At 70.8% G+C, this 23,638-nt stretch carries 20 protein-coding genes; 4 read left to right on the forward strand and 16 right to left on the reverse strand.

The genetic code is table 11. The features are described 5' to 3' along the window. Positions 1–155 precede the first annotated feature (155 nt). From ABEA26_RS09555 to ABEA26_RS09570, 4 genes are all read right to left on the reverse strand, one after another. Positions 156–695, reverse strand: coding sequence for a GNAT family N-acetyltransferase (locus ABEA26_RS09555; RefSeq protein ID WP_345591063.1), 540 nt, complete (start codon positions 693–695; stop codon positions 156–158). A gap of 88 nt (positions 696–783) precedes the next feature. Beyond that, positions 784–1,941 carry an RNA-guided endonuclease InsQ/TnpB family protein gene (locus tag ABEA26_RS09560; protein WP_345591023.1) on the reverse strand — a complete coding sequence of 386 codons (1,158 nt, stop codon included), beginning with the start codon at positions 1,939–1,941 and terminating at the stop codon, positions 784–786. 343 nt (positions 1,942–2,284) lie between these two features. Then, positions 2,285–3,451 (reverse strand): ATP-grasp peptide maturase system methyltransferase, encoded by a 1,167-nt coding sequence (gene tgmC / locus ABEA26_RS09565; RefSeq protein WP_345591025.1) that lies wholly within the window; start codon positions 3,449–3,451, stop codon positions 2,285–2,287. 5 nt (positions 3,452–3,456) lie between these two features. Continuing rightward, on the reverse strand, positions 3,457–4,641 hold the full coding sequence (locus ABEA26_RS09570; protein ID WP_345591027.1) for a helix-turn-helix domain-containing protein: 1,185 nt from the start codon (positions 4,639–4,641) through the stop codon (positions 3,457–3,459). A gap of 272 nt (positions 4,642–4,913) precedes the next feature. Here ABEA26_RS09570 and ABEA26_RS09575 point away from each other — a divergent pair, with 272 nt between their 5' ends. From ABEA26_RS09575 to ABEA26_RS09585, 3 genes are all read left to right on the forward strand, one after another. Next, on the forward strand, positions 4,914–5,072 hold the full coding sequence (locus ABEA26_RS09575; RefSeq protein WP_345591029.1) for a hypothetical protein: 159 nt from the start codon (positions 4,914–4,916) through the stop codon (positions 5,070–5,072). 85 nt (positions 5,073–5,157) lie between these two features. Further along, a complete protein-coding gene (locus tag ABEA26_RS09580) occupies positions 5,158–5,613 on the forward strand; it encodes a glycine-rich domain-containing protein (RefSeq protein ID WP_345591031.1) in 456 nt (151 codons plus the stop codon). Between the two features lie 67 nt (positions 5,614–5,680). Next, the gene (locus ABEA26_RS09585) at positions 5,681–6,244 is read left to right on the forward strand and encodes a class I SAM-dependent methyltransferase (protein WP_345591033.1); all 564 of its coding nucleotides are present in this window, start codon (positions 5,681–5,683) and stop codon (positions 6,242–6,244) included. Between the two features lie 285 nt (positions 6,245–6,529). Here ABEA26_RS09585 and galE read toward each other — a convergent pair whose 3' ends face one another. Both galE and ABEA26_RS09595 read right to left on the reverse strand, forming a co-directional pair. Beyond that, positions 6,530–7,510 carry a UDP-glucose 4-epimerase GalE gene (gene galE, locus ABEA26_RS09590; protein WP_345591034.1) on the reverse strand — a complete coding sequence of 327 codons (981 nt, stop codon included), beginning with the start codon at positions 7,508–7,510 and terminating at the stop codon, positions 6,530–6,532. Between the two features lie 115 nt (positions 7,511–7,625). After that, positions 7,626–8,093, reverse strand: coding sequence for a MarR family winged helix-turn-helix transcriptional regulator (locus ABEA26_RS09595; RefSeq protein WP_345591036.1), 468 nt, complete (start codon positions 8,091–8,093; stop codon positions 7,626–7,628). 125 nt (positions 8,094–8,218) lie between these two features. On the opposite strand from ABEA26_RS09595, the gene ABEA26_RS09600 reads away from it, so the two are divergent. Continuing rightward, a complete protein-coding gene (locus ABEA26_RS09600) occupies positions 8,219–8,632 on the forward strand; it encodes an organic hydroperoxide resistance protein (RefSeq protein ID WP_345591038.1) in 414 nt (137 codons plus the stop codon). A gap of 50 nt (positions 8,633–8,682) precedes the next feature. On the opposite strand, the gene ABEA26_RS09605 is transcribed toward ABEA26_RS09600, so the two are convergent. The 10 genes from ABEA26_RS09605 to ABEA26_RS09650 form a co-directional block, all read right to left on the reverse strand. Next, positions 8,683–10,248, reverse strand: coding sequence for a hypothetical protein (locus ABEA26_RS09605; RefSeq protein ID WP_345591040.1), 1,566 nt, complete (start codon positions 10,246–10,248; stop codon positions 8,683–8,685). Between the two features lie 113 nt (positions 10,249–10,361). Then, the gene (locus ABEA26_RS09610) at positions 10,362–11,669 is read right to left on the reverse strand and encodes a hypothetical protein (protein ID WP_345591042.1); all 1,308 of its coding nucleotides are present in this window, start codon (positions 11,667–11,669) and stop codon (positions 10,362–10,364) included. Next, on the reverse strand, positions 11,666–13,966 hold the full coding sequence (locus tag ABEA26_RS09615; RefSeq protein WP_345591043.1) for a bifunctional glycosyltransferase/CDP-glycerol:glycerophosphate glycerophosphotransferase: 2,301 nt from the start codon (positions 13,964–13,966) through the stop codon (positions 11,666–11,668). Before ABEA26_RS09615 ends, ABEA26_RS09610 begins: the two co-directional genes overlap by 4 nt. A gap of 7 nt (positions 13,967–13,973) precedes the next feature. After that, positions 13,974–16,193 carry a bifunctional glycosyltransferase/CDP-glycerol:glycerophosphate glycerophosphotransferase gene (locus ABEA26_RS09620; RefSeq protein WP_345591044.1) on the reverse strand — a complete coding sequence of 740 codons (2,220 nt, stop codon included), beginning with the start codon at positions 16,191–16,193 and terminating at the stop codon, positions 13,974–13,976. Positions 16,194–16,401: 208 nt separating this feature from the next. Beyond that, positions 16,402–18,663 carry a bifunctional glycosyltransferase/CDP-glycerol:glycerophosphate glycerophosphotransferase gene (locus tag ABEA26_RS09625; protein WP_345591045.1) on the reverse strand — a complete coding sequence of 754 codons (2,262 nt, stop codon included), beginning with the start codon at positions 18,661–18,663 and terminating at the stop codon, positions 16,402–16,404. A 183-nt stretch (positions 18,664–18,846) separates the two neighbouring features. Beyond that, complete coding sequence (locus ABEA26_RS09630; protein WP_345591046.1) at positions 18,847–19,764, reverse strand: carbohydrate ABC transporter permease; 918 nt, start codon at positions 19,762–19,764, stop codon at positions 18,847–18,849. 91 nt (positions 19,765–19,855) lie between these two features. Beyond that, a complete protein-coding gene (locus ABEA26_RS09635; protein WP_345591048.1) occupies positions 19,856–21,238 on the reverse strand; it encodes a carbohydrate ABC transporter permease in 1,383 nt (460 codons plus the stop codon). 4 nt (positions 21,239–21,242) lie between these two features. Then, a complete protein-coding gene (locus ABEA26_RS09640; RefSeq protein WP_345591050.1) occupies positions 21,243–22,640 on the reverse strand; it encodes an ABC transporter substrate-binding protein in 1,398 nt (465 codons plus the stop codon). 156 nt (positions 22,641–22,796) lie between these two features. Then, positions 22,797–23,165 carry a hypothetical protein gene (locus tag ABEA26_RS09645; RefSeq protein WP_345591051.1) on the reverse strand — a complete coding sequence of 123 codons (369 nt, stop codon included), beginning with the start codon at positions 23,163–23,165 and terminating at the stop codon, positions 22,797–22,799. A gap of 89 nt (positions 23,166–23,254) precedes the next feature. Next, the gene (locus tag ABEA26_RS09650) at positions 23,255–23,635 is read right to left on the reverse strand and encodes a hypothetical protein (RefSeq protein WP_345591053.1); all 381 of its coding nucleotides are present in this window, start codon (positions 23,633–23,635) and stop codon (positions 23,255–23,257) included. Positions 23,636–23,638 lie beyond the last annotated feature (3 nt).

Below are 23,638 nucleotides of genomic sequence, written 5' to 3' on the forward strand. Positions count from 1 at the left end.
AGCCTTGCCTGCGTAGCGCGTAGCGCGTAGTGCTCAGGTGATGGTGCAGCCGAGGCGGGTGGCGAGATGATCGAACGTCGCCCGTCGTACGGCGGCTCCCAACGTCCGGCGGGGCCTTCGCAAACAAGGCCAACCGCGCCAAGGTGTGTCCCGACCTAAGCGTCGGCCTTGGCAGCGATCCTGGTCAGTGGCTTGTCGCGGACCAACGGCCACTCATCCGCGAGCAGGCTGTAGTACAGCGAGTCGCGGCGCGTGCCATCCTGACGCACCATATGGCTGCGCAGTGTTCCTTCGTAGACCAGACCCAATCGCGTCAAAGCCTTCTGCGATCGCTCATTGAGGTTGTCGGTACGCAAGGCGACTCTGGTGAGGCCCAGGGTGCCGAACGCGTATCCGAAGAGCAGGAGCTTGGACTCGGCGTTGTAGGGGCCTCCCCAGCAGGAACGATCGAACCACGTCGCACCGATCTCAGCGCGGCCTCGGCCCGGGTCGAGCTCGTAGAGACTCGTTGAACCGATCACCACCTCGTCGGCCAGGCGCTGAACCGCGAAGCATCGTCGGGCCGGATCCTCCACCATCTGTTCGAGCATCGCTCGCATCTGTAAGAGGGACTCAGGACGTCGCCTGGGCGTCCACCGCCACACCTCCGGGTCTGAGGCAGAGGGCAGGAGCGACTCGGCGTGGTCGACAGACAGTCAACTACCTCCCCCTGAAGGGTGAGGCTTGCAGGCAGAGAGGAACGTGGTGCTGATGTTCCCCTATGGAACCCTGCGTCCGGAACGCCTATGGCGTTCTGGGGCGGTTGACTGCGCCCCGCTGCCACGCAGCATCGGCCCGGTGGGCGATGTTGCGGGAGCCGTTATGGTCCGCGTGCAGGACGATCCCGCAGGACCGGCAGGCGAACCGTGCTTGGTCCACTCGGTTCGAGCGGTGGGTGTGCCAGCACTCGGAGCACTGGCGGGAGGTGTTGCGCGGGTCCACATGGACCACGGCAACACCCGCCCGCTTGGCCTTGTACTCGACAAAGGCGCCGAGCTGGGCGAAGGCCCAGGAGTGCAGTCGTGCCCGCTGGTCTTTCCCGGCCGTGACCCTCTGCCGGATACCGGTCAGGTCTTCCAGACCGATACCCCGCGAGGTGCGTTCAGCAGTGTGCACGAGCTTCTTGGCGATGATGTGGTTGCGCTGGGTGGCGTACCGGGCTTCCTTGCGCCGCTGGCGCTTGAGGACACGAGCCGCGCTTTTGGTGCGCTTCTTCTGGAGCTTGCCGCGCAGGTCGCGCTTACGCTGCCGGTACCGGTTCACCTGACGGCTGGACATGATCCGGCCGTCCGAGGTGGTGGCGATGTTCACGATCCCGAGGTCCACCCCGAGGAAGCCGTCAGGCTCAGAAACCTCGGGTTCGGGGATGTCGATGGTGGCGATGAGGAAGAACATGCCGTCCCGCATCACCAGGTCGGACTCGCCCTTGCGCTGCGCGAGGAGCCGCGTCGCCTCCGGGGAGCAGACGAACGGGATGCCCTTGAGCCGACCGGCCACCGTCCAGACCGACACCGTCCTGGTGTCCAGGTTCCAGGTCAGCATCCGGTCATCGAACGGTTGCGCCGACATCTCACGGAAGCGGATCGGCTTCGACTCGGCCTTGATCCGTCGCTTCGAGCCCTCGGGGCCGTAGTTCCCGGCCCGAAGGTTCGCCTTGAACGTGGCGTAGGCGTCGCACACCTTCTTCACCGTGCGCACAGCGGCCTGTGCCCCGAGATCGAAGTCCGTCTTGATCCGGTGGTACACGGCCTCTTGCAGCACGTTCCGGCGCTTGAGGTCCTTCGCGAACGCCACCTGCGAGGCCGCGTTCGCGGCCCGGTTGCAGGCACGCAGGGTCGCCGCCAGTGCGTCCGCGTCATACGCGGACGCAGGCAACAACTTCACCTGCGCGGTTATCTTCACGCAAGTGACACTAGTAACGCCTTGATCGGCGAGTCAACTCGTGGGCCTCTGCGGGCAGTCCGAGATCAACGGCGATCCGCCCTGGCGGCGGATCGCCGCTCCTTGCCCTGCTCCACAGGAGCTTCGATTCCTCCCCGACCTAAAGGACGGGGCATCCTCGAAGGAGACAGGCGAAACCAGACGGACCGTTCGGCCGGAGAGAGAGTCGTTGATCATCACGTCACGGTAGCCCCTGTGATCGTCACTGCCTGGGGTGCTGGAGGCTGAAGAGAGCCCGGGCCGCCCGCCGGAGGAATGCGGAAGAGCCCGGGTGGTCAAGCTCGGAGACGAAGACGAACGGCTGTCAGGCGATGCGGTGTTGCCAGTGCAGCACCGGATTGTCGCCGATCCAGTACGTGTGGGATCTGTCGGTGATGTGAAGTCGTACGGCACTGATGTCGGGGCTTCCCGCGTCCCGCCATGCGACGAGTGTCCGCTCGATGTCGTCCCACAGGGCCACGGGACCGCCCTGGCGGACAGTCCACCCAGCGCTGTGCGCGACGAACTCGGCGAAGGATTCGCGGTCCGGGTCGAAGAGGTACAGGAGCGGTCGGCCGTCGCTCGCCATGGCACGAGTGAGTTGCGCCCCGGGAGCGGCGAGCTGGGTGAGGAAGGCGGGCGCCCACGCGTCCAGCACCGTGGGTGGCAGCTTTGTCTCCCGCTCGCTGTCGGCGTAGGCCGTCCGCGCGGACAGGTCACCGGACACCGGTGCGGTGAACTGAGAGCGTGCCTGCATGAACGAAGAGCGGCCGATGATCCGCCCCTCGGCGATACCGCCCTCACCCACGGTGACCTTCGCCAGGCCGGTACCGTAGGGCCAGGCGCCCAGGGTGGCCAGGATGAACCCGCCCGGCTTGGTCTGCCTGATCCAGGTGTGGGGAATGCGGCGGACGGCACAGGTGGCGATGACGCGGTCGTACGGGGCACGGCGTGGGTGACCGAGGAGGCCGTCACCGGTGACGGTCCACGTCGAGTATCCGGCCGCCTCCAGCGCCGCGTCCGCACGTGCCGCCACGCCTGGATCCACCTCGACGGTCGTCACGTTGTCCTCGCCGAGGCGGTGGCACATCAGCGCCGAGGAGTATCCGGTGCCCGTGCCGATCTCCAACACGTGATGACCCTCCTCCACGTCCAGGTCCTCGATCATGCCGATCACCGTGACCGGGGTGGTGGATGACGACGTGGGCCCGCCCGTCACCGGGTCACTGGTCTGGTCAGCGGTCAAGTGTCCGTCGAGTTGTGTGGTCAGGGACTCGTCGCGATAGGTGATGCGCGTCCATTCCGCCGGATCGGCTCCGACCGCGCTGACCGGCCGCCATCGGCCGCCGTCGACAGGAAGGAACACGCCGGGGTGGAGGAACAACTCGCGCGGTACGGCTTCTACCGCGGCTCGCCATTGGGGGGTCTTGAGGACGCCGGCCTTCTCCAGCCGGTCGGCGAGGGCACGGCGCTCGGGCGTGGTGTCGGTCATTTCGTTCACACGGGGATACCGGACAGCTTGGACAGGCGCAGAAGTTCAGGATTGCTGCGGCGGTGCAGGGACGACAGGACCCGGAAAACCTCCCGCGCCATGGGGTGGATCCGGGCCATCTGGGGAGCGGCCGCCCAGGCGTCCGACAGGGATTCCAGAGCCCCGTCACGGTCCCCCACATCCAGCCGTGCCCTGGCCAGGTTTATACGGGACGGAGCCACACGAGTAGCGGGCAGGCCCTCCAGCGCCGCGTCAAGGTCCTCAGCCATTCTCAGAGCATCACGGGGCCGCCCCAGGTCGAGCCGAGTAGCCAGCACGTGTGTGGTCGTGTTCTGAGGGCCGAAGATCATGCTGTGCCGGTTCCAGTCCCGGCCGAACCACTCGGAGGCTTCCCAAGCCGATTTGATGTGCCGCTCGGCTTCCTTCCTGCCTTCCTTCTTGTCCTTGAAGCGTCCGGCCAAGGTCATCCCCCGCAGGTTCAGGAGCCCGACCGCAAAGGCTCTTTCCTGTCCTGACAGGCTGGTCTGTGCCTGGCTGACAGCCCGGTCCACGACCATGAGGCCGCCTTCGAAGTCCCCGCCGTTCAGGTAGGCCCCCGCCCGGTCCCGGGCTGCGATCGCCATGCCCAGGGGGTTGGTCTTCTGCTCGACAGCCCACCATTGGCGAGTCACGGCCAACTCCGCCATGTCCATCCACCTGTGCCGGGCTGCCAGCCAGTACACACTGCTGTAGACCTCAGCCAGGGTCATCCAGCTCTGCACCGTATTGGTGCTGTGGGCGTGCGTCGTGGCATCCCGCAGAAGGCCGGGGAGTATCGCCAGGATCTGGTCCACCTCCGCCTTGTCCCTGTGCTGTCCAGCGGTCTCCAAGGAGTCCGTGAGAGTGTCTTCCTCAACCTCTCGACGTCCCGGTAGGTCGTAGTCCCGTACAGCAGAGCGAAGAGCCGACAGGCGTTCTTCTCCGTCTTGGGCTACAGAGGCTTTCCCCAGCACCTCGGCCATGCTCACCCCCATGGCCTTACCCAGGTCGGCAGCAACAGCCGGGGTCAGAGCGCGGTCCCCCACCTCGATCTTGGACAGCAGGGAAACGCTGATGTTGGCCAGCCTCGCAAGCCGGCTCTGAGTGAGCCCACGTTCCTTCCGGAGCGTGGCAAGGTTCGTGCCCGGTGCCGGCTCGGTGGTCTTGCCCATGTGATCAGCCCTGCCCAGGAAGACGGTCGCTGGAGCCATCGTCGCAAGCGATACGAGTAGCCGTAGTAGGTTCCTTCACTCTCCACCGTCCGGAGTGGGTGGAGCACTGTGCAACTCGTGTGCAAGTTCCTCCACACGTACAGCAGTTGACTGGATGGAGTCAGCAGCGAAAGGCGGAGGGCATGAGACAGGAAACGGTGTGCGAGCCCGGTGCGGCCGTGTTCGACAACGCCAGTCTGATGGTGGGTGTCGTCCGAGACCAACGTGGGCCCATGCTCATCCTGATTCGCCCCTCCGGTCTCTGCTGGCAGACCCGCGCCATTTCCGTACGGCCCGTCGACGACAGGGAACGCATCCAGCTTGCTGCCCTGGCTCGGCACCACCAGCAGGCCCGGACGCTGGCGAAGCTGCGGCGGCGCGTATCCCACTGAGACCCCCGCCCTGATCACCCAGGCACGTTCGAGTGGCCGGGGCGGGCTCCATCACCCGAGCACGACCACGTGAAGGGAACCACCGATGGCAACAGCGGTACAGGTTCGAGACCCCCGGAACTGCGTCCCCACCCAGGTGTGGGACCGGGAAGTCCGACTCCTCATGCGGGACCACGCCATGGAGCGTGACCTGGCAGAGCGCATCTTCAGTCAGGCCGTCGCCTACCTGGTGGCCTCCGCCGAGTGCCCCGGGGTCCGCATGGGGCCCTCTCAGGCCGTGGACCTGGGTGTCCACTCGTTCGTGCTCGACTCGATCAACTACACGGAGTTCTGCAACCAGCACGCGGGACGCTACATCCACCACGTTCCGCACCTGCCCGGAGAGGACACGCAGGAGCCGCCCGCCCTGCGGGACACCGTCAAGGTCATCCAGGCCTCCGGCTTCGAGATCGACCCGGAGCTGTGGACCATGAAGGACGCGGCCGATTGCTCCCAGTGTCACGCCGGGTGCACGGACAGCCCCAACAGCGGGAAGCGGTAACACTGCAACTGGCCGGGGCAACTCCCCTCGGAGGTGCGGGGGGTTGCCCCATGAAGAGAGGTTCTGCATGGAGGTCGTCGACGCCTGGGAGCGATACGCCCAGGGACGGACGCCGCGGAGGGACACCAATGCTTCCGGTGCACGTACGTGGCTGAACTGGACTCAGTACCCCGACCACGGCCCTGACGAATCGATCCTCGGAGAGCTTCAAGGCCGGACCGTTCTGGAACTGGGCTGCGGTACGGGATGCAATCTGGCCCACCTCTCCACTCTCGGGGCCAACTGCGTCGGGGTGGACATCTCACCCAGCCAGCGCAGGAAGGCCGTAGCCCGGTGGGGCCACCTCCCCGGCCTCACCTTCCACACGGCAGAGGTGACCGACTACCTGAGCCACACATACGGACCCTTGGACGTGGTGCTGTCCATCTTCGGGCCCGTCTGGTTCACGGACCCCGAGCAGCTTCTCCCTCTGATCCGTAAGAGGCTTTCGCCTGATGGCGTGCTGGTCTTCTCCCACAAGCCCCCAATGGTCGGCAGCCAGCCGGTAGGCACCCTGAGAGCGGCCAAGGCAGTAACCAGGTGGGATTACACCCCGGAAGAGTGGTCGGCCCTGCTGATCTCTTCGGGGTAGTCGAACACCAGCGTTGCGGGCATCTCTCCCCCAGAAGGTCAAGGCGTCGGGACCCTCCTGGTAAGGGCCTGCGCGTGAGGTTCCAGCCCCCACAGAAATTTCCCTGCTTCGTCGGCAGGGGGGCTTTGTGCTCGTTTTTCAAACACCGTTCGCGGTTCCGTCCCACCCTGATCCGGCACGGGCGCGCGAACAAGTCTCCTCGGCCGGGTGATCGGGTAGCGGTCGGAGGCGGTAGGAGAAGACGTGCGCCCTTCGGGGTGGCCGGGAAGGGCGCGTCCCGGGTTTTCAGTCCCGCGCCGCCCCCGGGTGCAGCCGTACCCACCCTGCCCACGCGGACGTGATCATGTCCTCGACGTCGTACTTGGCCTTCCAGCCCAGTTCGGCGGCGGCGCGGTCGGCCGAGGCGACCACGCGGGCCGGGTCGCCGGGGCGGCGGGGTGTGACCGTCGGGGGGTGGCCGTGGCCGGTGAGGCCGTTGATGCGGTCGATCATCTCGCGGACGGAGACGCCCTCGCCCCGGCCGATGTTGAGGGTGAGGGAGCGTCCGGGGGAGGCCGCCAGGGCGCGGGCCGCGGCGACGTGCGCCTCGGCCACGTCGACCACGTGGATGTAGTCGCGGACGCAGGTGCCGTCCGGCGTCGCGTAGTCGTCGCCGAAGACGCGCGGGGAGGCGCCCTCCGTGAGCTTCTCGAAGACCATCGGGACGAGGTTGTGGACGCCGGTGTCGGCCAGCTCCGGGCTCGCGGCGCCCGCCACGTTGAAGTAGCGCAGGGAGGCCGTGGACAGTCCCGTCGCCCGGCCGGTCGCGCGGACCAGCCACTCACCGGCCAGCTTGGTCTCGCCGTACGGCGACATGGGCAGGCAGGGGGTCTCCTCCGTGACCAGGTCCACGTCGGGCATGCCGTAGACGGCAGCGGAGGAGGAGAAGACGAAGGACTCGACGCCGGCCGACGTGACCGCCTCCAGCAGGAGGCGCAGGCCCTCGACGTTGTCCCGGTAGTAGCGCAGCGGCTGGTCCACCGACTCGCCGACCTGCTTCCTGGCGGCCAGGTGCACCACACCGGTGACGGCGTGGTCGGTCAGGGCGCGCGTGATCCGTTCGCCGTCCAGGACCGAGCCCACCACCAGGGGGACGCCGTCGGGCACGCGTTCGGCGATCCCGGTGGTCAGGTCGTCGTACACGACCGCCTTCTCGCCCGCCTCGGTCATCGCCCGTACGACGTGCGCCCCGATGTATCCGGCGCCGCCGGTGATCAGCCAGGTCATTGCGGCCGTCCCCTCGTTCAGTGGAGTCCGTCAGTAGAGAGTCCGTCAGTGGAGTCCGTCGGTCGGTCCTCTGCGGCCATGATCCGCCATCCGGTACCTCGCGGGTACTCCGCCCTCACGCGGAGGCGGAAGGCTCCTCGCGGTAGGCGTCCATGGCCGCCGTGAGCCGGTCGAGGCGGGTGCGCAGGTCCTGGACCTCGGCGAGGTCCAGGCCGGTCGCCGAGGCGATCCGGCGCGGCACCCCGACGGCCCGCTCGCGCAGCGCCACGCCCTCCGCGGTCGGCCTTACCTCCACCGACCGTTCGTCGTGCGCGCTGCGCTCCCGCCGGACCAGGCCGGCCGTCTCCAGCCGCTTGAGCAGCGGTGAGAGCGTGCCGGAGTCGAGCCGCAGATGCTCGCCGAGCTTCTTGACCGGCAGTTCCCCGTGCTCCCACAGCACCAGCATGACCAGGTACTGGGGGTAGGTGAGGCCGAGGTCCTTGAGGACCAGGCGGTAGACGCCGTTGAAGGCACGCGAGGCGGCGTTCAGGGAGAAGCAGATCTGCTGGTCGAGGCGGAGCCAGTCCGTTGCGGGCGTGGTCATGCGTTTCAGGGTAGCCGACAGCATTTGTCCACGATTTAGTTGTGCGCAATTGAATCGCGTGCTCTACTTGTTGTCGTCTGGCGTCGCCACGACGCTTCTCCTCGAACCGAGAGGGACGGTCTCCCATGGACGCTCTTTACACCGCCGCCGCCACCGCCACCCACGGCCGCGACGGCCGCACCGTCAGCTCGGACGGCACGCTCGACCTCGCGCTCGGCGTTCCCGTCGAGATGGGCGGCAACGGGCAGGGCACCAACCCGGAGCAGCTGTTCGCCGCCGGGTACGCCGCCTGTTTCGGCAGCGCCCTCGGCCTCGTCGGCCGGCAGGCGAAGGTCGACGTCAGCGACGCCGCGGTGACCGCCGAGGTCGGCATCGGCAAGCAGGGCGAGGGCTTCGCGCTCGCCGTCACCCTCCGGGTCGAGCTGCCCGAGGGGGTGGACGAGGAGACCGGCCGCAAGCTGGTCGAGCAGGCCCACCAGGTCTGCCCCTACTCCAACGCCACCCGCGGCAACATCCCGGTCGAGCTCGTCATCGAGTAGTCGCCGCCGCCACCGACTCGTCCTCGAGTGGCCGTAGTCGAGCGGGGCGCTCACCCGACCCGCGCCAGTACCTCCCCCGTCCGCTCGCTCCACGCCACCACCACCGCCTCCTCGGGCACCCGCTGCCAGCGGGTCAGCAGCAGCCAGCGGACGTGGTGGCGGCGGACGACGGCGGCGCGCTCGGCGCGGGTCGAACCGGGCGCGAGGTACGCCTTCACGTCGGCCGCCCGCCGCGCGCGCTCCCGCTCGTCCAGTGACGCGTCCGGCCAGGCGGGCGCCGCGAGATTCGGCCCGTATCCGGCGATGGCGTGCCCGGCGTAGTAGCCGTCGGTGATCACGACCTCGCCGGGGCCGATGTGCCGGGCCGCCCACTCGTACGTCGGCCAGTCCGGCGGCTGCTCGAAGCCGACCGGGTCCAGCGCGCGCGGCACCACCGCCCCGGCGTGGACGGTCAGGAACCCCAGCAGGGCTCCCGCGGCCGCCGTCCGGCCCAGTGCCCTGCGCCACCTCCCCCACGGCCGGGGCGCCGCCAGCTCCACCGCCAGGGCGAACTGGAGCGGCACCAGCGTGAGCCCGAGGATCCGGCCGTAGGTGTAGTGGCCGCTGAACCAGCCGTACGCCACCACCGCGCAGTCCAGCGCGAACATCAGCACCAGCGGGTCCCGCGCCGACCGGCGTCCGCGCAGCCACAGCGCCGGCAACCCGAGCAGCGCCAGCCAGAACTCCCCGGGCAGGTGCAGGTACAGGACCCGGTGCATCGCGTCCACGCTGTCGTCGCCGGCCAGCGAGAACACGTCGAAGTACGGCCACACCGCCGCCGTCGCCACCGCCACGGCGCCCGTCAGTGCCCACCGCCCGGCGATCGCCCCGCGCGGACCGTGCCGCCACCCGTGCTGCCATCCGGCCACGAGGGCCACCGCGCCCAGCGCCGCCGCCACCGCCGTGATCGGGTGGACGAGGAGGATCAGGCCGTACAGGGCGCCCAGGCCCGCGTACCCGGGCAGGCCGCGCAGACCGCTCGGCCCCACGTACCGCACCAGGCGCGCGTCCCGTGCCCGCGCCCCGGTCAGTGCCCAGGCCCAGAAGGTGAGCCCGATCGCGCACGCCGACGGGTAGCCGAGGTTGCCCGTCATCGACATCAGGCCGAGGTAGCCGCTCCACCAGGCCCGCTCGGTGCCCCACAGCAGCGTCATCGCGCCCAGTGCGAGCACCGGCGCCCACGGCCGCGGGGTCAGTACCCGCACGAAGCGGGCCAGCCCGGTCAGCAGCACCAGCAGGTTCACCGGTCCGGCGAGCCGCACCACCTCCCAGCCGCCGAGTCCGGTCAGCCGGGCGAACAGGCCCTGCGTCACCGCGTACGGCGAGTAGTAGGCGCTCCCCGCGCCGGGGAGGTCGGCCATCGGGTGGCGGGGGTGCAGGAGGTCGGCCTTCAGCCGCTCCACGACGGCCGCGTGCTGGCCGGCGTCGCAGCACAGTGGCACCGCCCAGTACGCCAGTGTCATCAGGAGGAAGAAGACGAAGCCCGCGGCCTGATAGGGGGTGGGGCGCCAGGTGCGGCCGCCGCGCAGCGCCGTCGCGCCGCGCACGGACCGCCGGACGAGGACGCCGGTGCTCACGGGACAGGCGAGAAGGGGGACATTCGGGGCATTTGCCGTATGTTCCCGATGGGTCGCCAGAGGTCGACGACATGACCTCAAGTCACCTCATCGAGTGACGTGCGGGGTGAAGTTCAGCCGACCGCGCGGGCCCGTTCGGCGTGCCCCTGTGCGGGCAGCGTCACACGCTCCCGTACCACCGGCCCCAGCAGCAGCGGGACCCCCACCACCGGCAGCAGCCACGCCAGCACGATCAGCCGCCCGCCCCAGATGTTGATGTCCGGATGCCCGGCCTGGGTGAGGATCCCGGTGAAGGCCGCCGCGACCAGGAAACCGCCGACCGCTCGCCCGCGCCGCAGCGCGCCCCACGCCCCGGCGGCCAGGGCCGCGACGAACAGCGGCTCCAGCGCCTGCCGACGCAGCCACTCCACCCAGAAGTTGCCCTGCATCTGCCGGAACTCCGCCCACGGACGCTCCCGGTCGGGCCGGGCGAAGTGGTCGGTGAGCAGGTCCTGCAGGCTGTCGGTCATGGTGGGGTGGTGCAGCAGCCGCGCCAGGGCCAGCGTGCCGACGACGCCGGCCAGGCCGACCGCCGCGAGCGAGAGCGCGTCCCGGCCCGGCGGCCGGCCCCGGCGGTGCCGTCGCAGGGCGATCAGCGCGCCGGCCGCCGCCAGGCAGAGCCCGAGGAACAGCGCCTGCGAGTGCTTGACCGTGAACAGCGCGAGCAGTGACCCGGCGACCAGGGCGAGCCCGGCCCGGGTGCTTCCCGCCCGCGTGCTTCCCGGCCGCGTGCGCCCCGCCCGCACCACCAGCGCGCAGCCCCACACCGCCGCCAGGGTCAGCGCCATCAGCATTCCCTCGGTCATCGGGCGCATGGCGGTCGTCCCGCACGGCAGTACGTAGTACAGCGCCTGTCCGGCCAGCGCGAGCGGTACCGGCACGGACAGCGTGCGCAGGATCAGGAAGGCCAGGACGCCGCCCGCGGACGCGATGACGACGCCCGCCGCCCACAGTCCCCACGTCGCCCCGAAGGCCATGACGAACGGCGCCAGGAACACCGGATAGCCGGGCCGCGCCTCGAAGATCCGCATGAAGCGCTCCGGCATGTACGGCACGGTGTGCCCGCCGGTCTGCCCGGCCGCCAGCCGCGGCTCCACCGCCCGCCACTCCCGCTCCCGGCACTCGGACATCACCTGCCCGGTGGGGTCGGGGCGATGGAACCGGACCACGTGCACGCTCTGGTCGCGGCGGGCCGTCGCCGCCTCGCTCGCGCACACGTAGTCGATGGTCGCCGCCGCCACCTCGCGCTTGCTCCCGCCGCCGAGGCTCAGGGCGTACGACAGGTAGTTCTTGGTGTCGGGCGTGTCCCGGCCGGTGACGTTCGCGAGCTGGAGCAGGGCGAACACCGCGGCCAGGACCAGCACCCAGGTGCGCGGCCTCACTGCGAGGTCAGCGCGTCGCGGCCGGCCGGGACGGCGCGGGCGCCGGGGACGCCCCGGAGGTCCGGGCCTGCCATCGCCTCTCCCAGCATCAGCGTCCGGACCACCCGCTCGGCGGCCCGCCCGTCGTCGTACTCGCAGAACCGCGCCCGGAACGCGGACCGCAGCCGTGCCGCCTCCTCGTCCCGCCACGCCCCGGAGGCCAGCAGCCAGGCCAGCTCCCGGTAGGAGTGCGAGACATGGCCGGGCGCGTCGGCGGTGATGTCGAAGTAGGCGCCGCGGCTCGCCGCGTAGGCGGCCCAGTCGTCGGCGTGGATCACGATCGGCCGGTCCAGGAGGACATAGTCGAACGTCAGTGCGGAATAGTCGGTGATCAGCAGGTCGGAGGCGAGCATCAGGTCCTCGACGTGCGGTTCGCCGGTCGCGTCGACCAGGACGCCCCGCCGGTGCAGCTCGGACAGGCCCATGCCGCGCGCCGGTCCGGTGGCGAGGGACGGGTGCAGCCGGACCACGAGGGTGTGGCCGTCGCCGAGGTCGGCGGCGAGCCGGGCCAGGTCGATCCGGTCGACGTGCCCGCCCCGCCGGTAGTCGCGGCGGGTCGGCGCGTACAGCACGACGGTGTGGCCGTCGGGGACGCCCAGCCGCTCGCGGACCCGGCGGCCGTCCTCCGGGCCGGCGTGCACCAGCACGTCGTTGCGCGGACTGCCGGTGCGCGCCGACGTGAAGTGGCACGGGTACGCACGCTCCCACACCCGCTCCGCGTACCGGCTCGCGACCAGGCTGTGGTCCCAGCGGTCGGCCCGGCGCAGCATCTGCGGCACGTCCAGGCCGTGCCGGGCACCGGGCCGGCCCAGCAGGTCGACGCCCATGTACTTGAGCGGGGTGCCCTGGTGGGTGTGGATGTGGACACTGCCGGGGCGCTTGGCCACGGTCCCGGGCCAGTTGACGTTGTTGACGAAGAACGTGGCCCGCTCGGTCACCCGGCGCCAGGCGGCGCTGCCGAGGATCACGTGCTCCGTGCCCGGCGGCAGCGCGGCCGTGTCCGCCGCGTACTCCTCGTCGCGCACCACCCACACCCCGCGCAAATGCGGGGCGATCTCGAGCGCCTTGCGGTGGATCGCCGCGGGGTCCCCGAGCACGCCCCGGTGGGAGAAGGCCGAGTAGACGGCGAGGCCGGGATCCAGTGGACGGCGGGAGCTCACCGCGGTCCGTACCCGTCCCAGCCGCCCGCCGACCGCCCCCTGCGCCTGCCGCGCCCGACGCCCCAGCTCCCGGCCCGCCCGCCCGGACTGGCGCCGCAGCCGGTAGGCCGGGTAGCCGAGGGCACCGCCGTCCAGGACGCGCAGCCCGGCCGGGATCTCGGCGCCCGGTGGCCGGTACGCGCGGAACATCTCGGCGGTGCGCCGGAAGAACTCGGCCTTGTCCGACGGGGGCAGCCGGTCCGGCTTGGACAGGATGTCCAGGCAGTGCTCACCCATCTTGGCGTGCAGGAACGGCCGCCACCGGGCCAGGTGCGGGCGGGTGTCGAGGAACGCGAAGACCCGCTCGTACTGCGCGTGGACGTCGAAGTGCTTGCGGCTGGTGGTGGACAGGATGTTGCCCTGGCGGCGCTGCCGGTAGTTCAGGCAGACGCGGTCCAGTGTGGCGATCCGGCCGGCGGAGAACATGACCGGGAAGGTCCAGGGCGTGTCCTCGTAGTAGCCCGGCGGGAAGGTGAAGCCCTCGCGCTCGACGAAGTCGCGCCGGTACGCCTTGTTCCAGACCACCATCAGCAGGTCGAGGATCTCGGGGTGTCCGGCGGCGGTGAAGGTCCCGTCACCGTCACCGTCAGAGGCACCGTCGCCATCGCCGGGGGCACCGTCGCCGTCACCGGCAGGGGCCTGCGCCAGGACGTGGGCCAGGACGTTGCGTCGGGTGCCGCCCCACCAGTAGGTGCGCGCGTAGTCGAAGACCAGTACGTCCGGGTCGGACGTCTCCGCGAGCCGGTCGGCCATCGCGCGCAGGGCGCCCGGGGTGAGCGTGTCGTCGCTGTCGAGGAAGAGGAGGTAGTCGCCGGTGGCGTGCGGCAGCCCGGCGTTGCGGGCCCGGCCGAGGCCCACGTTCTCCTCCAGGTGCAGCACGCGTACCCGCTCGTCGCGGGCGGCGTACTCGTCGAGGATCGCGCCGCAGCCGTCCGGCGAGCAGTCGTCCACGGCGACGACCTCGATGTCCCGGTAGGACTGGTCCAGGACCGAGTCGAGGCACTCGCGCAGGAAGCCCTGCACCTTGAAGCAGGGGATGATGACGCTGAAGCGGGGCACTGCGGGATCAGCTCCTCACGAAGGTGGCGGCGGCGGGGGCCGGGACGCGCTCCGCGAGCGGGATCACGGGCGGCAGCGCCTCGGGCGGCTCGCCCAGCAGCACCCGGCGTACGACGCGCTCGGCGGCCCGGCCGTCGTCGAACTCGCAGAACCGCTCCCGGAACGCGGCCCGCGACGCCGTCGAGGCGGGGCCGGCGTAGGAGCCGTCGCGGAAGACGCGGGCCAGTTCGTCGGGCGTCCGTACCACCGGGCCGGGCGGCGTGGCCATCAGGTCGAAGTAGACGCCCCGGGTCTCCCGGTAGACGTCCCAGTCGTCGGCGTACACGACGATCGGCCGGTCCAGGTTGGCGTAGTCGAACATGATCGACGAGTAGTCGGTGACCAGCGCGTCGGCGGCCAGGCACACGTCCTCGGAGGAGCGGTGCGCGGTGACGTCGATGACCCGGCCGCCGCTCCGCGCGCCGCCCCGGTCGTAGAAGTAGTGCGCGCGCAGCAGCACCACCACGTTCTCGCCGGCCGCCTCGCAGAACGCCTCCAGGTCCAGCCCGCCGGTGCCCGGTCCGGTGTCGGAACCGGTCGCGTAGTCCCGGTGGGTGGGCGCGTACAGGACGGCCGTCCTCCCCTCCGGCACGCCCAGTTCGCGCCGGACGCGGGCGACGTCGTCGGCGGTCGCCGTGCAGTAGACGTCGTTGCGCGGATAGCCGTACTCCAGGTTCTCGTAGGAGCCGGGGAAGGCGCGCTCCCACATCTGGGTGGAGTGGCGGTTGGCGGAGAGGTTGTAGTCCCAGCGGTCCACACGGCCCAGCAGCTTGGCGAAGCTGCCGCTGGCCGCGGCCACCACGGGGTACGTCGACTGGTCGACGCCCATCGTCTTCAGTGGGGTGCCGTGCTGCGTCTGCACGTGCACGCTGCCGGGGCGCTTGACGACGTCCTCGGCGAAGTTGGCGTTGTTGACCAGGTACGTGGCGCGGGCCAGCACGTCCCAGTAGCGGCGGCTGCCGATCACCGCGTGGTCGACGTCCTCGGGGACCGTGTGTTCCTGGCCGGGCTCGACCAGGAACACCGAGCGCAGGTGCGGGGCGAGTTCGCGGGCCCTGGCGTGGATCGCGGCCGGGTTGCAGGCGTAGCCGCGGCCCCAGTAGGCGCAGTACACGACGAGGTCGGGATCCAGCGGGCGGCGCAGCCCGAGGCGGTAGCGCAGGCGGGTGCGCAGGCCGTGCGGGCGGGGCAGGCGACGCAGCACCCCGGTCGCCGCCCGGTTGGTGGCGCGCAGGGCGCGGAAGGCGGCGTACGACCCCGACGCCAGCAGCCGGTGCTGGACCCCGAGCCGGCCGCCCGGGGGCCGGAACCCGGCGGGACGGTGGCGCCGGTACAGAGCACTCGCCCGGCGGAAGAAGGCGCGGCGCCCCTGGCGCGTCAGGCGCCGAGGATGCGTGGCGGTCTTCAGGACCGCGGCGAAGAGCTGCTCGAACAGCGGGCCGCGCCGCTCGTCCGGCAGCCTGCGCGCGGCCGCGTCCGCGAGCGCCCGCTCGGCCTGGTCGAGGAGGTCCGCGTGGTGCTCGCCGGGCAGGTTCAGACGGCTGCCCTGGCGCCGCACCAGATGCCGTACGACCACGGAGCGCAGCACGGCCACGCGTTCGGCGCGCGCCGCGACCAGGGCGCCGAAGCCGACGTCCGTGAAGTGCCCGTCGGGGAAGGCCAGTCGCCGCTCGGCGAGGAAGGTGCGGCGGTAGACCGCGCTCCACGCGGGCAGCCGCACACCGGTGAGGTGCGGGGCGCGGTCGGGGGCGAACGCGCCGTCCGGGGCCTTGGCGAGCAGCGGGGCGGCCGGGTTGGTCGGCTCGCCCTCCCACCAGGGCACGCGCTCGTGTCCGGTGTACAGCACGTCGACGCCGCCGGTGTCCGCCAGCCGCGCGTCCAGCGCCGCCAGCGCGCCCGGGACGAGGACGTCGTCGCCGTCCAGGAACAGCAGATACGCGCCGGTCGCCGCCCGCATCCCGGTGTTGCGGGCCCCGGCCAGCCCGGCCGACGGCGGCGAGTGCGCGGGCGCCACCCGGGAGTCCCGTTCGGCGCGCTCCTGGACGACCTCCGCCTCGGCGCGGTCCGGGGCGTCGTGGACGGGGATCAGCTCGAAGTCGCCGAAGGACTGCGCGAGGACCGAGTCCAGCGCCAGGGACAGCCGCCCCGCGACCCCATGGGACGGGACGATGATGCTGAAGCGGGGCATACTGCTCTTTCTCTCGTTCTCCTGGTCACACGCAAGGCGCCCGTCCGGTGGGAGCCGCCTGTCCGTTGGACGCTCCCTCGGCAGCCGCACCCCGCCGCTCCTGCCGTCCGGCGGCCCGGCCGACCCGTCGGCCGCCAGGTGGGTGGCCGGGTCGGAGTGGGCCGCGACGAACTGCGGGGCATGCGAACTCCCAGTGGTCAAACGCCGGTCAGAGGCTGTCGGTGACGGTGCGGGGCCCGGCGGGTTTCGGCACCGTGGCCAGCGGGGTGCGCCCGAGGGCCGCGGCGGCGGAGGGGGCGGGGCGCCGTTCGGCGAGCGGCACGACCGGAGGAGGGCCCGTCTCTCCCAGCACCACGCGGCGTACGACGCGCTCGGCCGCGCGGCCGTCGTCGTACGGGCAGAACCGCTCGCGGAACTCGGCCCTCAGCCGGTCGGACCGGGCTCCGCGCCAGTGGCCGTCCGCGAAGATGTCGATCAACTCGTCCTCGTCCCGCGCGATCGCGCCCGGCGGGACGGCGCTCAGGGCGAAGTAGGTGCCGCGGGCCGCCTCGTACGCCTCCGGCTCGTCCGCGTGGATCACGATCGGCCGGTCCAGGCCCGCGTAGTCGAACATCAGGGACGAGTAGTCGGTGACGAGCGCGTCCGAGGCCAGGCACAGCGACTGGACGCTCGGATGGCCGCTGACGTCGAGGATCCGGCCCCCGGACTCGGCGAGCGGACCGCAGTGCCGGGGGTGCGCGCGGGCCAGCACCATGTAGCGGGGACCGAGGCGGGTGAGGACGCGCTCCAGGTCCAGGGCCGCGCGCTGGGTGCGCCGGTAGTCCCGGTGGGTGGGCGCGTACAGGATCGCGACCGTGCCCCCGGGGATGCCGAGGCTCTCGCGCAGCCGGGCCACGTCCCCCGGCGTCGCCCGCTGGAGGACGTCGGTGCGGGGCTGGCCGTACTCCAGCGTGGTGTAACGGCCGGGGTGGACACGCTCCCAGACCAGGGTGGAGTGGCGGTTGGCGGAGACGACGTAGTCCCAGGAGTCGACGTCGCGCAGTAGCCGGGCGAAGTCGGTGCCGCCCGCCGCGGCCGGGCGTTCCTGGAGGTCCAGGCCCATGTGCTTGAGAGGAGTCCCGGCCTGCGTCTGGATCAGGACCTGCCCCTTGCGCTTGAGCAGGCCGGCGTCGAAGGCGGCGTTGTGCACCAGGTAGCGGGAGCGGGCCAGCGCCGTCCAGTAGGCGGCCGTGCCGGGGACGAGGCGGCGTGTGCCGGTCGGGATCGTGTGGTGGTGCGCGGGGTCGGCGGCCCACGCGGTCCGCACGTGCGGGACGAGCTCGCGGAACGACTCCTCCAGCGCGCCCGGGTCGCCGCCGTGCCCCCGACCCCCGTCGGCGGCGAAGAGGGCGCGGTCGGCGCGCAGGGGGAGGCGGCGCTGGACGCGGTAGTGCAGGCGGAGGACGGCGGCACGCACGGCGTGCAGCAGTTTGGCGGTGCCCTTCACCGTCCGGCGGTGCAGGGCCGACGTCAGGCGCAGGGCATCGTAGGTGCGGCGCAGGCCGAGGCGGAGCAGGGCGTGGCGCAGGCGGACGGGCAGCGGGGCGGGAGCACCGGGGACCCGGTAGCGGCGGCAGTGGGCGCGGGCCCTGCGCAGGAACTCCCCGCGCAGGGCGCGCGGGACGCGGTCGGGCCGGGTGAACACCGTCGTCAGGTGGTCGGCCATGCGGCGGTAGAGCAACGGCCGCCAGCGGGCCGGCTCCGGGTGCGACTCCAGGAACGCGAAGACACGGTCGTACTGCCCGAACACGTCGAGGTGCCGCTCGCTCGGCGTGCCCAGGATGCTGCCCCGCCGGCGCTGCCGGTAGTGGACGCAGACCCGGTCCAGGGTGGCGATGGACTGAGCCGTCATCAGGACCGGGTACGTCCAGGGGGTGTCCTCGTAGTAGCCGGGCGGGAAGGTGAAGCCCTCGCGCTCGGCGAACTCCCGCCGCACCGTCTTGTTCCAGGCCACCATCAGGAGCCTCAGCAGTCCCGGCCGGTCGGTGAGCCGGAAGGGCGCCGGGCCCTCTTCGGTGAGGTGTGCGGCGGCCTGGTTGCGGACCGCCTCGCCCGACCAGTGGGTACGCGCGTAGTCGTAGACCAGGACGTCCGGATCCCCGGTCTCCTTGATCCGGTCGGCGACGGCCCGCAGCGCGCCCGGGGTGAGGGTGTCGTCGCCGTCGAGGAAGACCAGGTAGTCGCCGCTCGCCCGTTCCATCCCGGCGTTGCGCGCGGGACCCAGGCCCTGGTTCAGGGGCAGGTGCACGGCCTGTACGCGCGGGTCGCGGGCCGTGAACTCGTCGGCGATCGCGCCGCAGGCGTCCGGTGAGCAGTCGTCGACGACGATCAGTTCGAGGTCCGGATACGACTGGGACAGCACCGACTCCAGGCACGCGTGCAGATACGCCTGAACCTGGTACGCGGGGACGATGACACTGAACCGGGGCACGGGGCATCCATGGGTCGGCGGGGCCGGCGGAGTCGGCGCGGGCGTTCGGCCCGGGAACGGCCGGTGGAGTGACTTGGTTACGGTCCCTGCGGCATTCGGGGGACTTCGCGCACCCGGGAAACGCTCGTACGAAGGAGGGGGCGAGCCGGTGTTCGGCCCGCCCCCCCATGGTTGGTGTCGCGCCTACTTGACGGCGCCCGCCATGACGCCCGAGACGAACTGCCGCTGGAACGCGAAGAACACGGCCAGCGGGATCACCATGGAGATGAACGCTCCCGGCGCCAGTACGTCGATGTTGTTGCCGAACTGCCGTACCTGCGTCTGCAGGGCGACCGTGATCGGCTGGCTCCCGGAGTCCGAGAAGATCAGCGCGACCAGCATGTCGTTCCACACCCACAGGAACTGGAAGATGCCCAGGCTCGCGATCGCGGGCCCGCCGAGCGGCATCACCACCCGGACGAACAGCCGCAGTTCACCCGCGCCGTCCAGCCGGGCGGCCTCCAGCAGCTCTCGCGGGATCTCCGCGAAGAAGTTCCGCAGCAGGAACACCGCGAAGGGCAGCCCGAAGCCGACGTGGAACAGGATCACGCCGACGACCGAGCCGAACAGGCCGACTTCGCCGAAGAGTTCGGCGACCGGGATCAGGGCGACCTGGACGGGCACGACGAGCAGTCCGACGACGGCCAGGAACCACCAGTCGCGGCCCGGGAAGTCCATCCACGCGAAGGCGTATCCGGCGAGCGATCCGATGATCACGACCAGGACGGTCGCCGGGACCGTGATCATCACGGTGTTGAGGAGGGAGGAGGTGATGTCGCCGTTCTTCAGCAGCTCCTCGTAGCTCTGGAAGGTGAGCTGGGACGGCTTGGTGAAGATCTCCCACCAGCCGCTCGCCGCCATGTCCTGCGGCGTGCGCAGCGAGGACAGCAGCAGGCCGATCGTCGGGACCAGCCAGAACAGGCCCACGACGATCAGGAACACCTGGACCAGTCCGCCGCTGACGCTCTCGGCGAGCCGGGAGCCCAGCGACCGCTTCGCCTTGACGGCCGACCCGGGCGGCGTCGACGCCGTCTTCGTGGGGGAGCCCGCGTCCGTGGTCATCGCCGCACCTCCCGCCCGAGCCGCCGTACGTTGCTGTACCCACCCGGGGGTCGACCCCCGGACCCCCGGCCGCCGCACGGCGGACGCGATGTCATCGCCTGACCTCCCGCCTGAGCCGCCGTACGTTGAACCACATCACCGGGATGACCAGGAGCAGCAGGAACACCGCGATGGCGCTGGCGATGCCCGGCTGGTCGGTGGCGAAGCCCTTGCGGTACAGCTCCAGGGCCAGCACGTTCGCGTCGTCCTGGGAGGAGCCGGGAGCGATGATGAAGACCAGGTCGAAGACCTTCAGCACGTTGATCATCAGGGTGACGGCGACGACCGCGAGGACCGGCGCCAGGAGCGGGACCGTGACCCGCCTGAGGACCTGCCACTCGTTGGCGCCGTCGACCCGGGCCGCTTCGAGGAGTTCCCGGGGGACACCCGCCAGCCCGGCCGCGATCAGCACCATCGCGAAGCCCGCCCACATCCACACGTACGACCCGATGATGGCCGGGGTGACGAGCGAGGGACCGAGCCAGTTCAGGCCGTTGTAGGGCTCCTTGAAGTTGTCGGCGGGGAGTCTGAGCTGCGCCCCGTCGGCCGCGGCGGGGAGCGTGAAGGTGCCGTCACCGGCCGCCGTCGTCTCCGCGACGACCTTGCCGTCCTTCACCGCCTCGATCCTCATCCCGGCGTAGCCCAGCTCGGCGGCGTCGACGCCGTTGAGTTTCCCGACGCCCTTGCCGCGGGTGAAGTCCTGCCAGGTGGTCCCGGTGATCTTCCCGTCCTCGGGCTCTGCCGGTACGGCCTTCCGCGCGCCGTCCGGCATCATGTCGGGGGCGACGCCGACGAGCGGCAGGACGACCGTCCCACTCGTAGTGACCGGCTCCTTGGTGATGAACGCGCCGCCGCCGGCCGGCTCCAGCGGCGACTCACGCCCCGGGTGAGCCTTCGGGAACGCGGACGACTCCGCGAACGTGTCGTGCACCCCGACCCACACGGCGTTCGCGACGCCCTTGTCCGGGTCCTGGTCGTACACCAGGCGGAAGATGATGCCGGCCGCCAGCATCGAGATCGCCATGGGCATGAAGACGACCAGCTTGAACGCCGTGCCCCAGCGCACCCGTTCGGTCAGCACCGCGAAGATCAGACCCAGCGCGGTGGCGACCGTGGGTGCGAACACCACCCAGATGATGTTGTTCTTCAGGGCGGTGCGGATGCCGTCGTCGGTGAACAGCGCCTGGTAGTTGTCGAATCCGGCGAAGCCGTCGCCGGACTGGTCGTAGAAGCTGCGGATCAGCGAGTACCCGATCGGGTACACCACGAGCGCGCCGAGCAGCACCAGGGCGGGCAGCAGGAACAGGACCACCACGGTCCTGCGGGTGCCGGTCACGCTCCTGCGCGGCCTGGGTGAGGTGGGTGGCTTGGGTGACTTGGGTGACTTGGGGGCGGCCGGGGCCGGTGAGGCCCCCGCCGCCGGTGTCGCCGCCATCGCGTCAGCCTCCGTAGGCGGCGGCCGCGTCCGCCTCCAGCTGCTGCTGCGCGCCCTCGACGTCGCCGGGGTTCTTCAGGAAGTCCTGCAGCGCCTTCCACTCGCCCTTGCCGGGCGTGCCGCCGAAGGCCTGCGGGGCCTGGTCCGACATGTCGAAGCGGAAGTCGTCGCCGGCCGCGACCAGCGCCTCGGCGATCTTCTTCTGCACGTCGTTCGGGTACGCCGACGTGTCGACGTTCTTGTTCGGCGAGAGGTAGCCGCCGAGCTTCGCGTGGATCTCCGCCGCGTCCGAGGAGGCGAGCCAGGTGGCCAGTGCCTGCGACGCCTTCGAGTCCTCCAGGATCACGGCCGCGTCGCCGCCGGAGACGACCGGCGCGGTGTCGCCGACGGCCGGGAACGGGAAGACCTTCGCGTCCGTGCCGACCTTCGCGTCCGTCTCGGCGATGTTGACCTGCACGAAGTCGCCCTCGTAGACCATGCCCGCCTTGGGCTGGTCGCCGCCGGTGAAGGTCTGCGTCACCGAGGCCGGGAACTCGGTCTGCAGCGCGCCGGTCGCGCCGCCCGCGACGTAGTCCTTCTTGCCCCAGATCTCGGCGAGGGTGGTCAGCGCCTCCTTCACGGACGGGTCGGTCCACTTGATCTCGTGCTTGGCCAGCTGGTCGTACTTCTCCGGGCCCGCCTGCGAGAGGTAGACGTTCTCGAACCAGTCGGTGAGGGTCCAGCCGTCCGCGCCGCCGACGGAGAACGGCGTGACGCCGGAGTCGTAGATCGTCTGGGCGGCGGTGAGCAGCTCGTCCCACGTCTTGGGCTCGGCCGCGCCCGCGTTCTCGAAGACCTGCGCGTTGTACCAGATCAGGGACTTGTTGGCGGCCTTGTAGTAGACGCCGAACTGCTTGCCGGCGACCGTGCCGATGTCCTGCCAGCCCTGTGAGTAGTTCCGGCCCAGCTCGGCGCGGGCCTCGTTGCCCAGCGGCTTGGCCCAGCCCTTCTCGACGGCCTGCTTGACGGCGCCGGGCTGGGGAAGCATCACGACGTCCGGCGGGGCGCCGCCCGCGATCTTCGAGCCGAGGAAGTTGATGATCGGGTCCTGGGCGGGCACGAAGGTCACCTTGGCGCCGGTGCGCTTCTCGAACTCGGCGAGGACCTTCTTGAAGTTCTCCTGCTCGGCGCCGGTCCAGACGGCGGCGACCTCCAGGCTCTCGCCGTCCAGGTCGGGGAGGGTGACGGTGGCGGCCGTCTCCTTGTCGCCGTTGCCCTGACTGCCGTTGTCGCCGCTGCCGTTGTCGTCGTCACCGCCGCACGCGGTGAGCGAGAGCGCGAGAGCTCCCGCGGCGAGGGCGGCGGCGGCCCGGGTGGTCCTCTTGACGGTCCTGTGGGATCGGAAGGTTCTGCTTGTGCGCATCACTGCCCCGTTCTTCGTTCCTCGTCGAACGTCCGGCGCTGTCCCGTGGGCTCTGGTGTACGCCAGGGGGGTGGGGGCGGCAAGAGCGCGTCCGGCGTCCAGAGGAAGATCGTGACCGCGTCGTGACTCGCCGGGGCGCCGAGTGCCCGGGCCGCGTCAGGCTGTTCCGGGAATCGGTCCGAAGGGCGAGGGATCCCGGGTTCCGCCCTGGTCCGCTCGCCACCGCAGTGGACTGCCCACGACGAATCCCCGCATCTGGTCTTCGCCGATCACCTGCAGGCGGACTGACCCCTCGACGGAGATGCCGTACTCGGTCCGCACCCGCTGGGCCTCCGCAGACGTGCCGTCCCGGATGACCAGACCGTGGTACACCGGTTCGAGCAGCAGTCCGACGACGTCGTCGACGTGCAAGTCGATGCGCGGACTCGTCCCGTCGGCCTTGGCTCGGAGGAGCAGGCGGTTGCCGTGTGCCGCCGTGTAGTGCCACAGCGTGAAGACCCGGTCGGAACGGAAGATCTCTGCCATGTCTCTCCAGGGTCGTTGTGAGGTGTTCAAGCTGCGGCCCGGTCCGGCATATCGCCGGACCGGGCCGCGTGGCCGCGCAGTCGGTGTCGCTATTCAGTCGGGGGCATACGCAGGAATCCGGAAGGCTCGTCATCCGACGCGTGGGACTCGTGGTACTGGAGCGGGCCACCCACGATGAATCCGGTCGTGCGATCCCGTCCGATCATGTGAAGGATCTCGCCGTGCTCGAACGGTGCGGTTCCGGTCAGTGAGATGATGCTGTTCCTCTCGTCCTCCGTACCTGAACGGATTGCGATCCGTTCATAAGAAGGGCGCAGGAACATGGCTGTGACACCGCCCACGTGAAGGTCGATCCGGGTGTCGGCCTCCGATGGACGCGGACTGCGCAGCAGGACCCGGGAGTGGTGGGCGATCGTGTACTGCCACACCGTGAACGTGCGGTCGGAGGAGAAGACGTCACTCGTGATCATCTT

The sequence above is a fragment of the Streptomyces marokkonensis genome, from assembly GCF_039539045.1.
GTDB classification, from domain to species: Bacteria; Actinomycetota; Actinomycetes; order Streptomycetales; family Streptomycetaceae; genus Streptomyces; species Streptomyces marokkonensis.

Excerpts from the sequence above, each read along its gene's own strand:
- ABEA26_RS09595 (WP_345591036.1), bottom strand. The coding sequence starts at position 8,093 with ATGACCACGCCCGCAACGGACTGGCTCCGCCTCGACCAGCAGATCTGC.
- ABEA26_RS09585 (WP_345591033.1), top strand. The coding sequence starts at position 5,681 with ATGGAGGTCGTCGACGCCTGGGAGCGATACGCCCAGGGACGGACGCCG.
- ABEA26_RS09640 (WP_345591050.1), bottom strand. The coding sequence starts at position 22,640 with ATGCGCACAAGCAGAACCTTCCGATCCCACAGGACCGTCAAGAGGACC.
- ABEA26_RS09580 (WP_345591031.1), top strand. The coding sequence starts at position 5,158 with ATGGCAACAGCGGTACAGGTTCGAGACCCCCGGAACTGCGTCCCCACC.
- ABEA26_RS09575 (WP_345591029.1), top strand. The coding sequence starts at position 4,914 with ATGCTCATCCTGATTCGCCCCTCCGGTCTCTGCTGGCAGACCCGCGCC.
- ABEA26_RS09620 (WP_345591044.1), bottom strand. The coding sequence starts at position 16,193 with ATGCCCCGCTTCAGCATCATCGTCCCGTCCCATGGGGTCGCGGGGCGG.
- ABEA26_RS09630 (WP_345591046.1), bottom strand. The coding sequence starts at position 19,764 with ATGACCACGGACGCGGGCTCCCCCACGAAGACGGCGTCGACGCCGCCC.
- ABEA26_RS09635 (WP_345591048.1), bottom strand. The coding sequence starts at position 21,238 with ATGGCGGCGACACCGGCGGCGGGGGCCTCACCGGCCCCGGCCGCCCCC.
- ABEA26_RS09645 (WP_345591051.1), bottom strand. The coding sequence starts at position 23,165 with ATGGCAGAGATCTTCCGTTCCGACCGGGTCTTCACGCTGTGGCACTAC.
- tgmC (WP_345591025.1), bottom strand. The coding sequence starts at position 3,451 with ATGACCGACACCACGCCCGAGCGCCGTGCCCTCGCCGACCGGCTGGAG.
- ABEA26_RS09570 (WP_345591027.1), bottom strand. The coding sequence starts at position 4,641 with ATGGGCAAGACCACCGAGCCGGCACCGGGCACGAACCTTGCCACGCTC.
- ABEA26_RS09600 (WP_345591038.1), top strand. The coding sequence starts at position 8,219 with ATGGACGCTCTTTACACCGCCGCCGCCACCGCCACCCACGGCCGCGAC.
- galE (WP_345591034.1), bottom strand. The coding sequence starts at position 7,510 with ATGACCTGGCTGATCACCGGCGGCGCCGGATACATCGGGGCGCACGTC.
- ABEA26_RS09650 (WP_345591053.1), bottom strand. The coding sequence starts at position 23,635 with ATGATCACGAGTGACGTCTTCTCCTCCGACCGCACGTTCACGGTGTGG.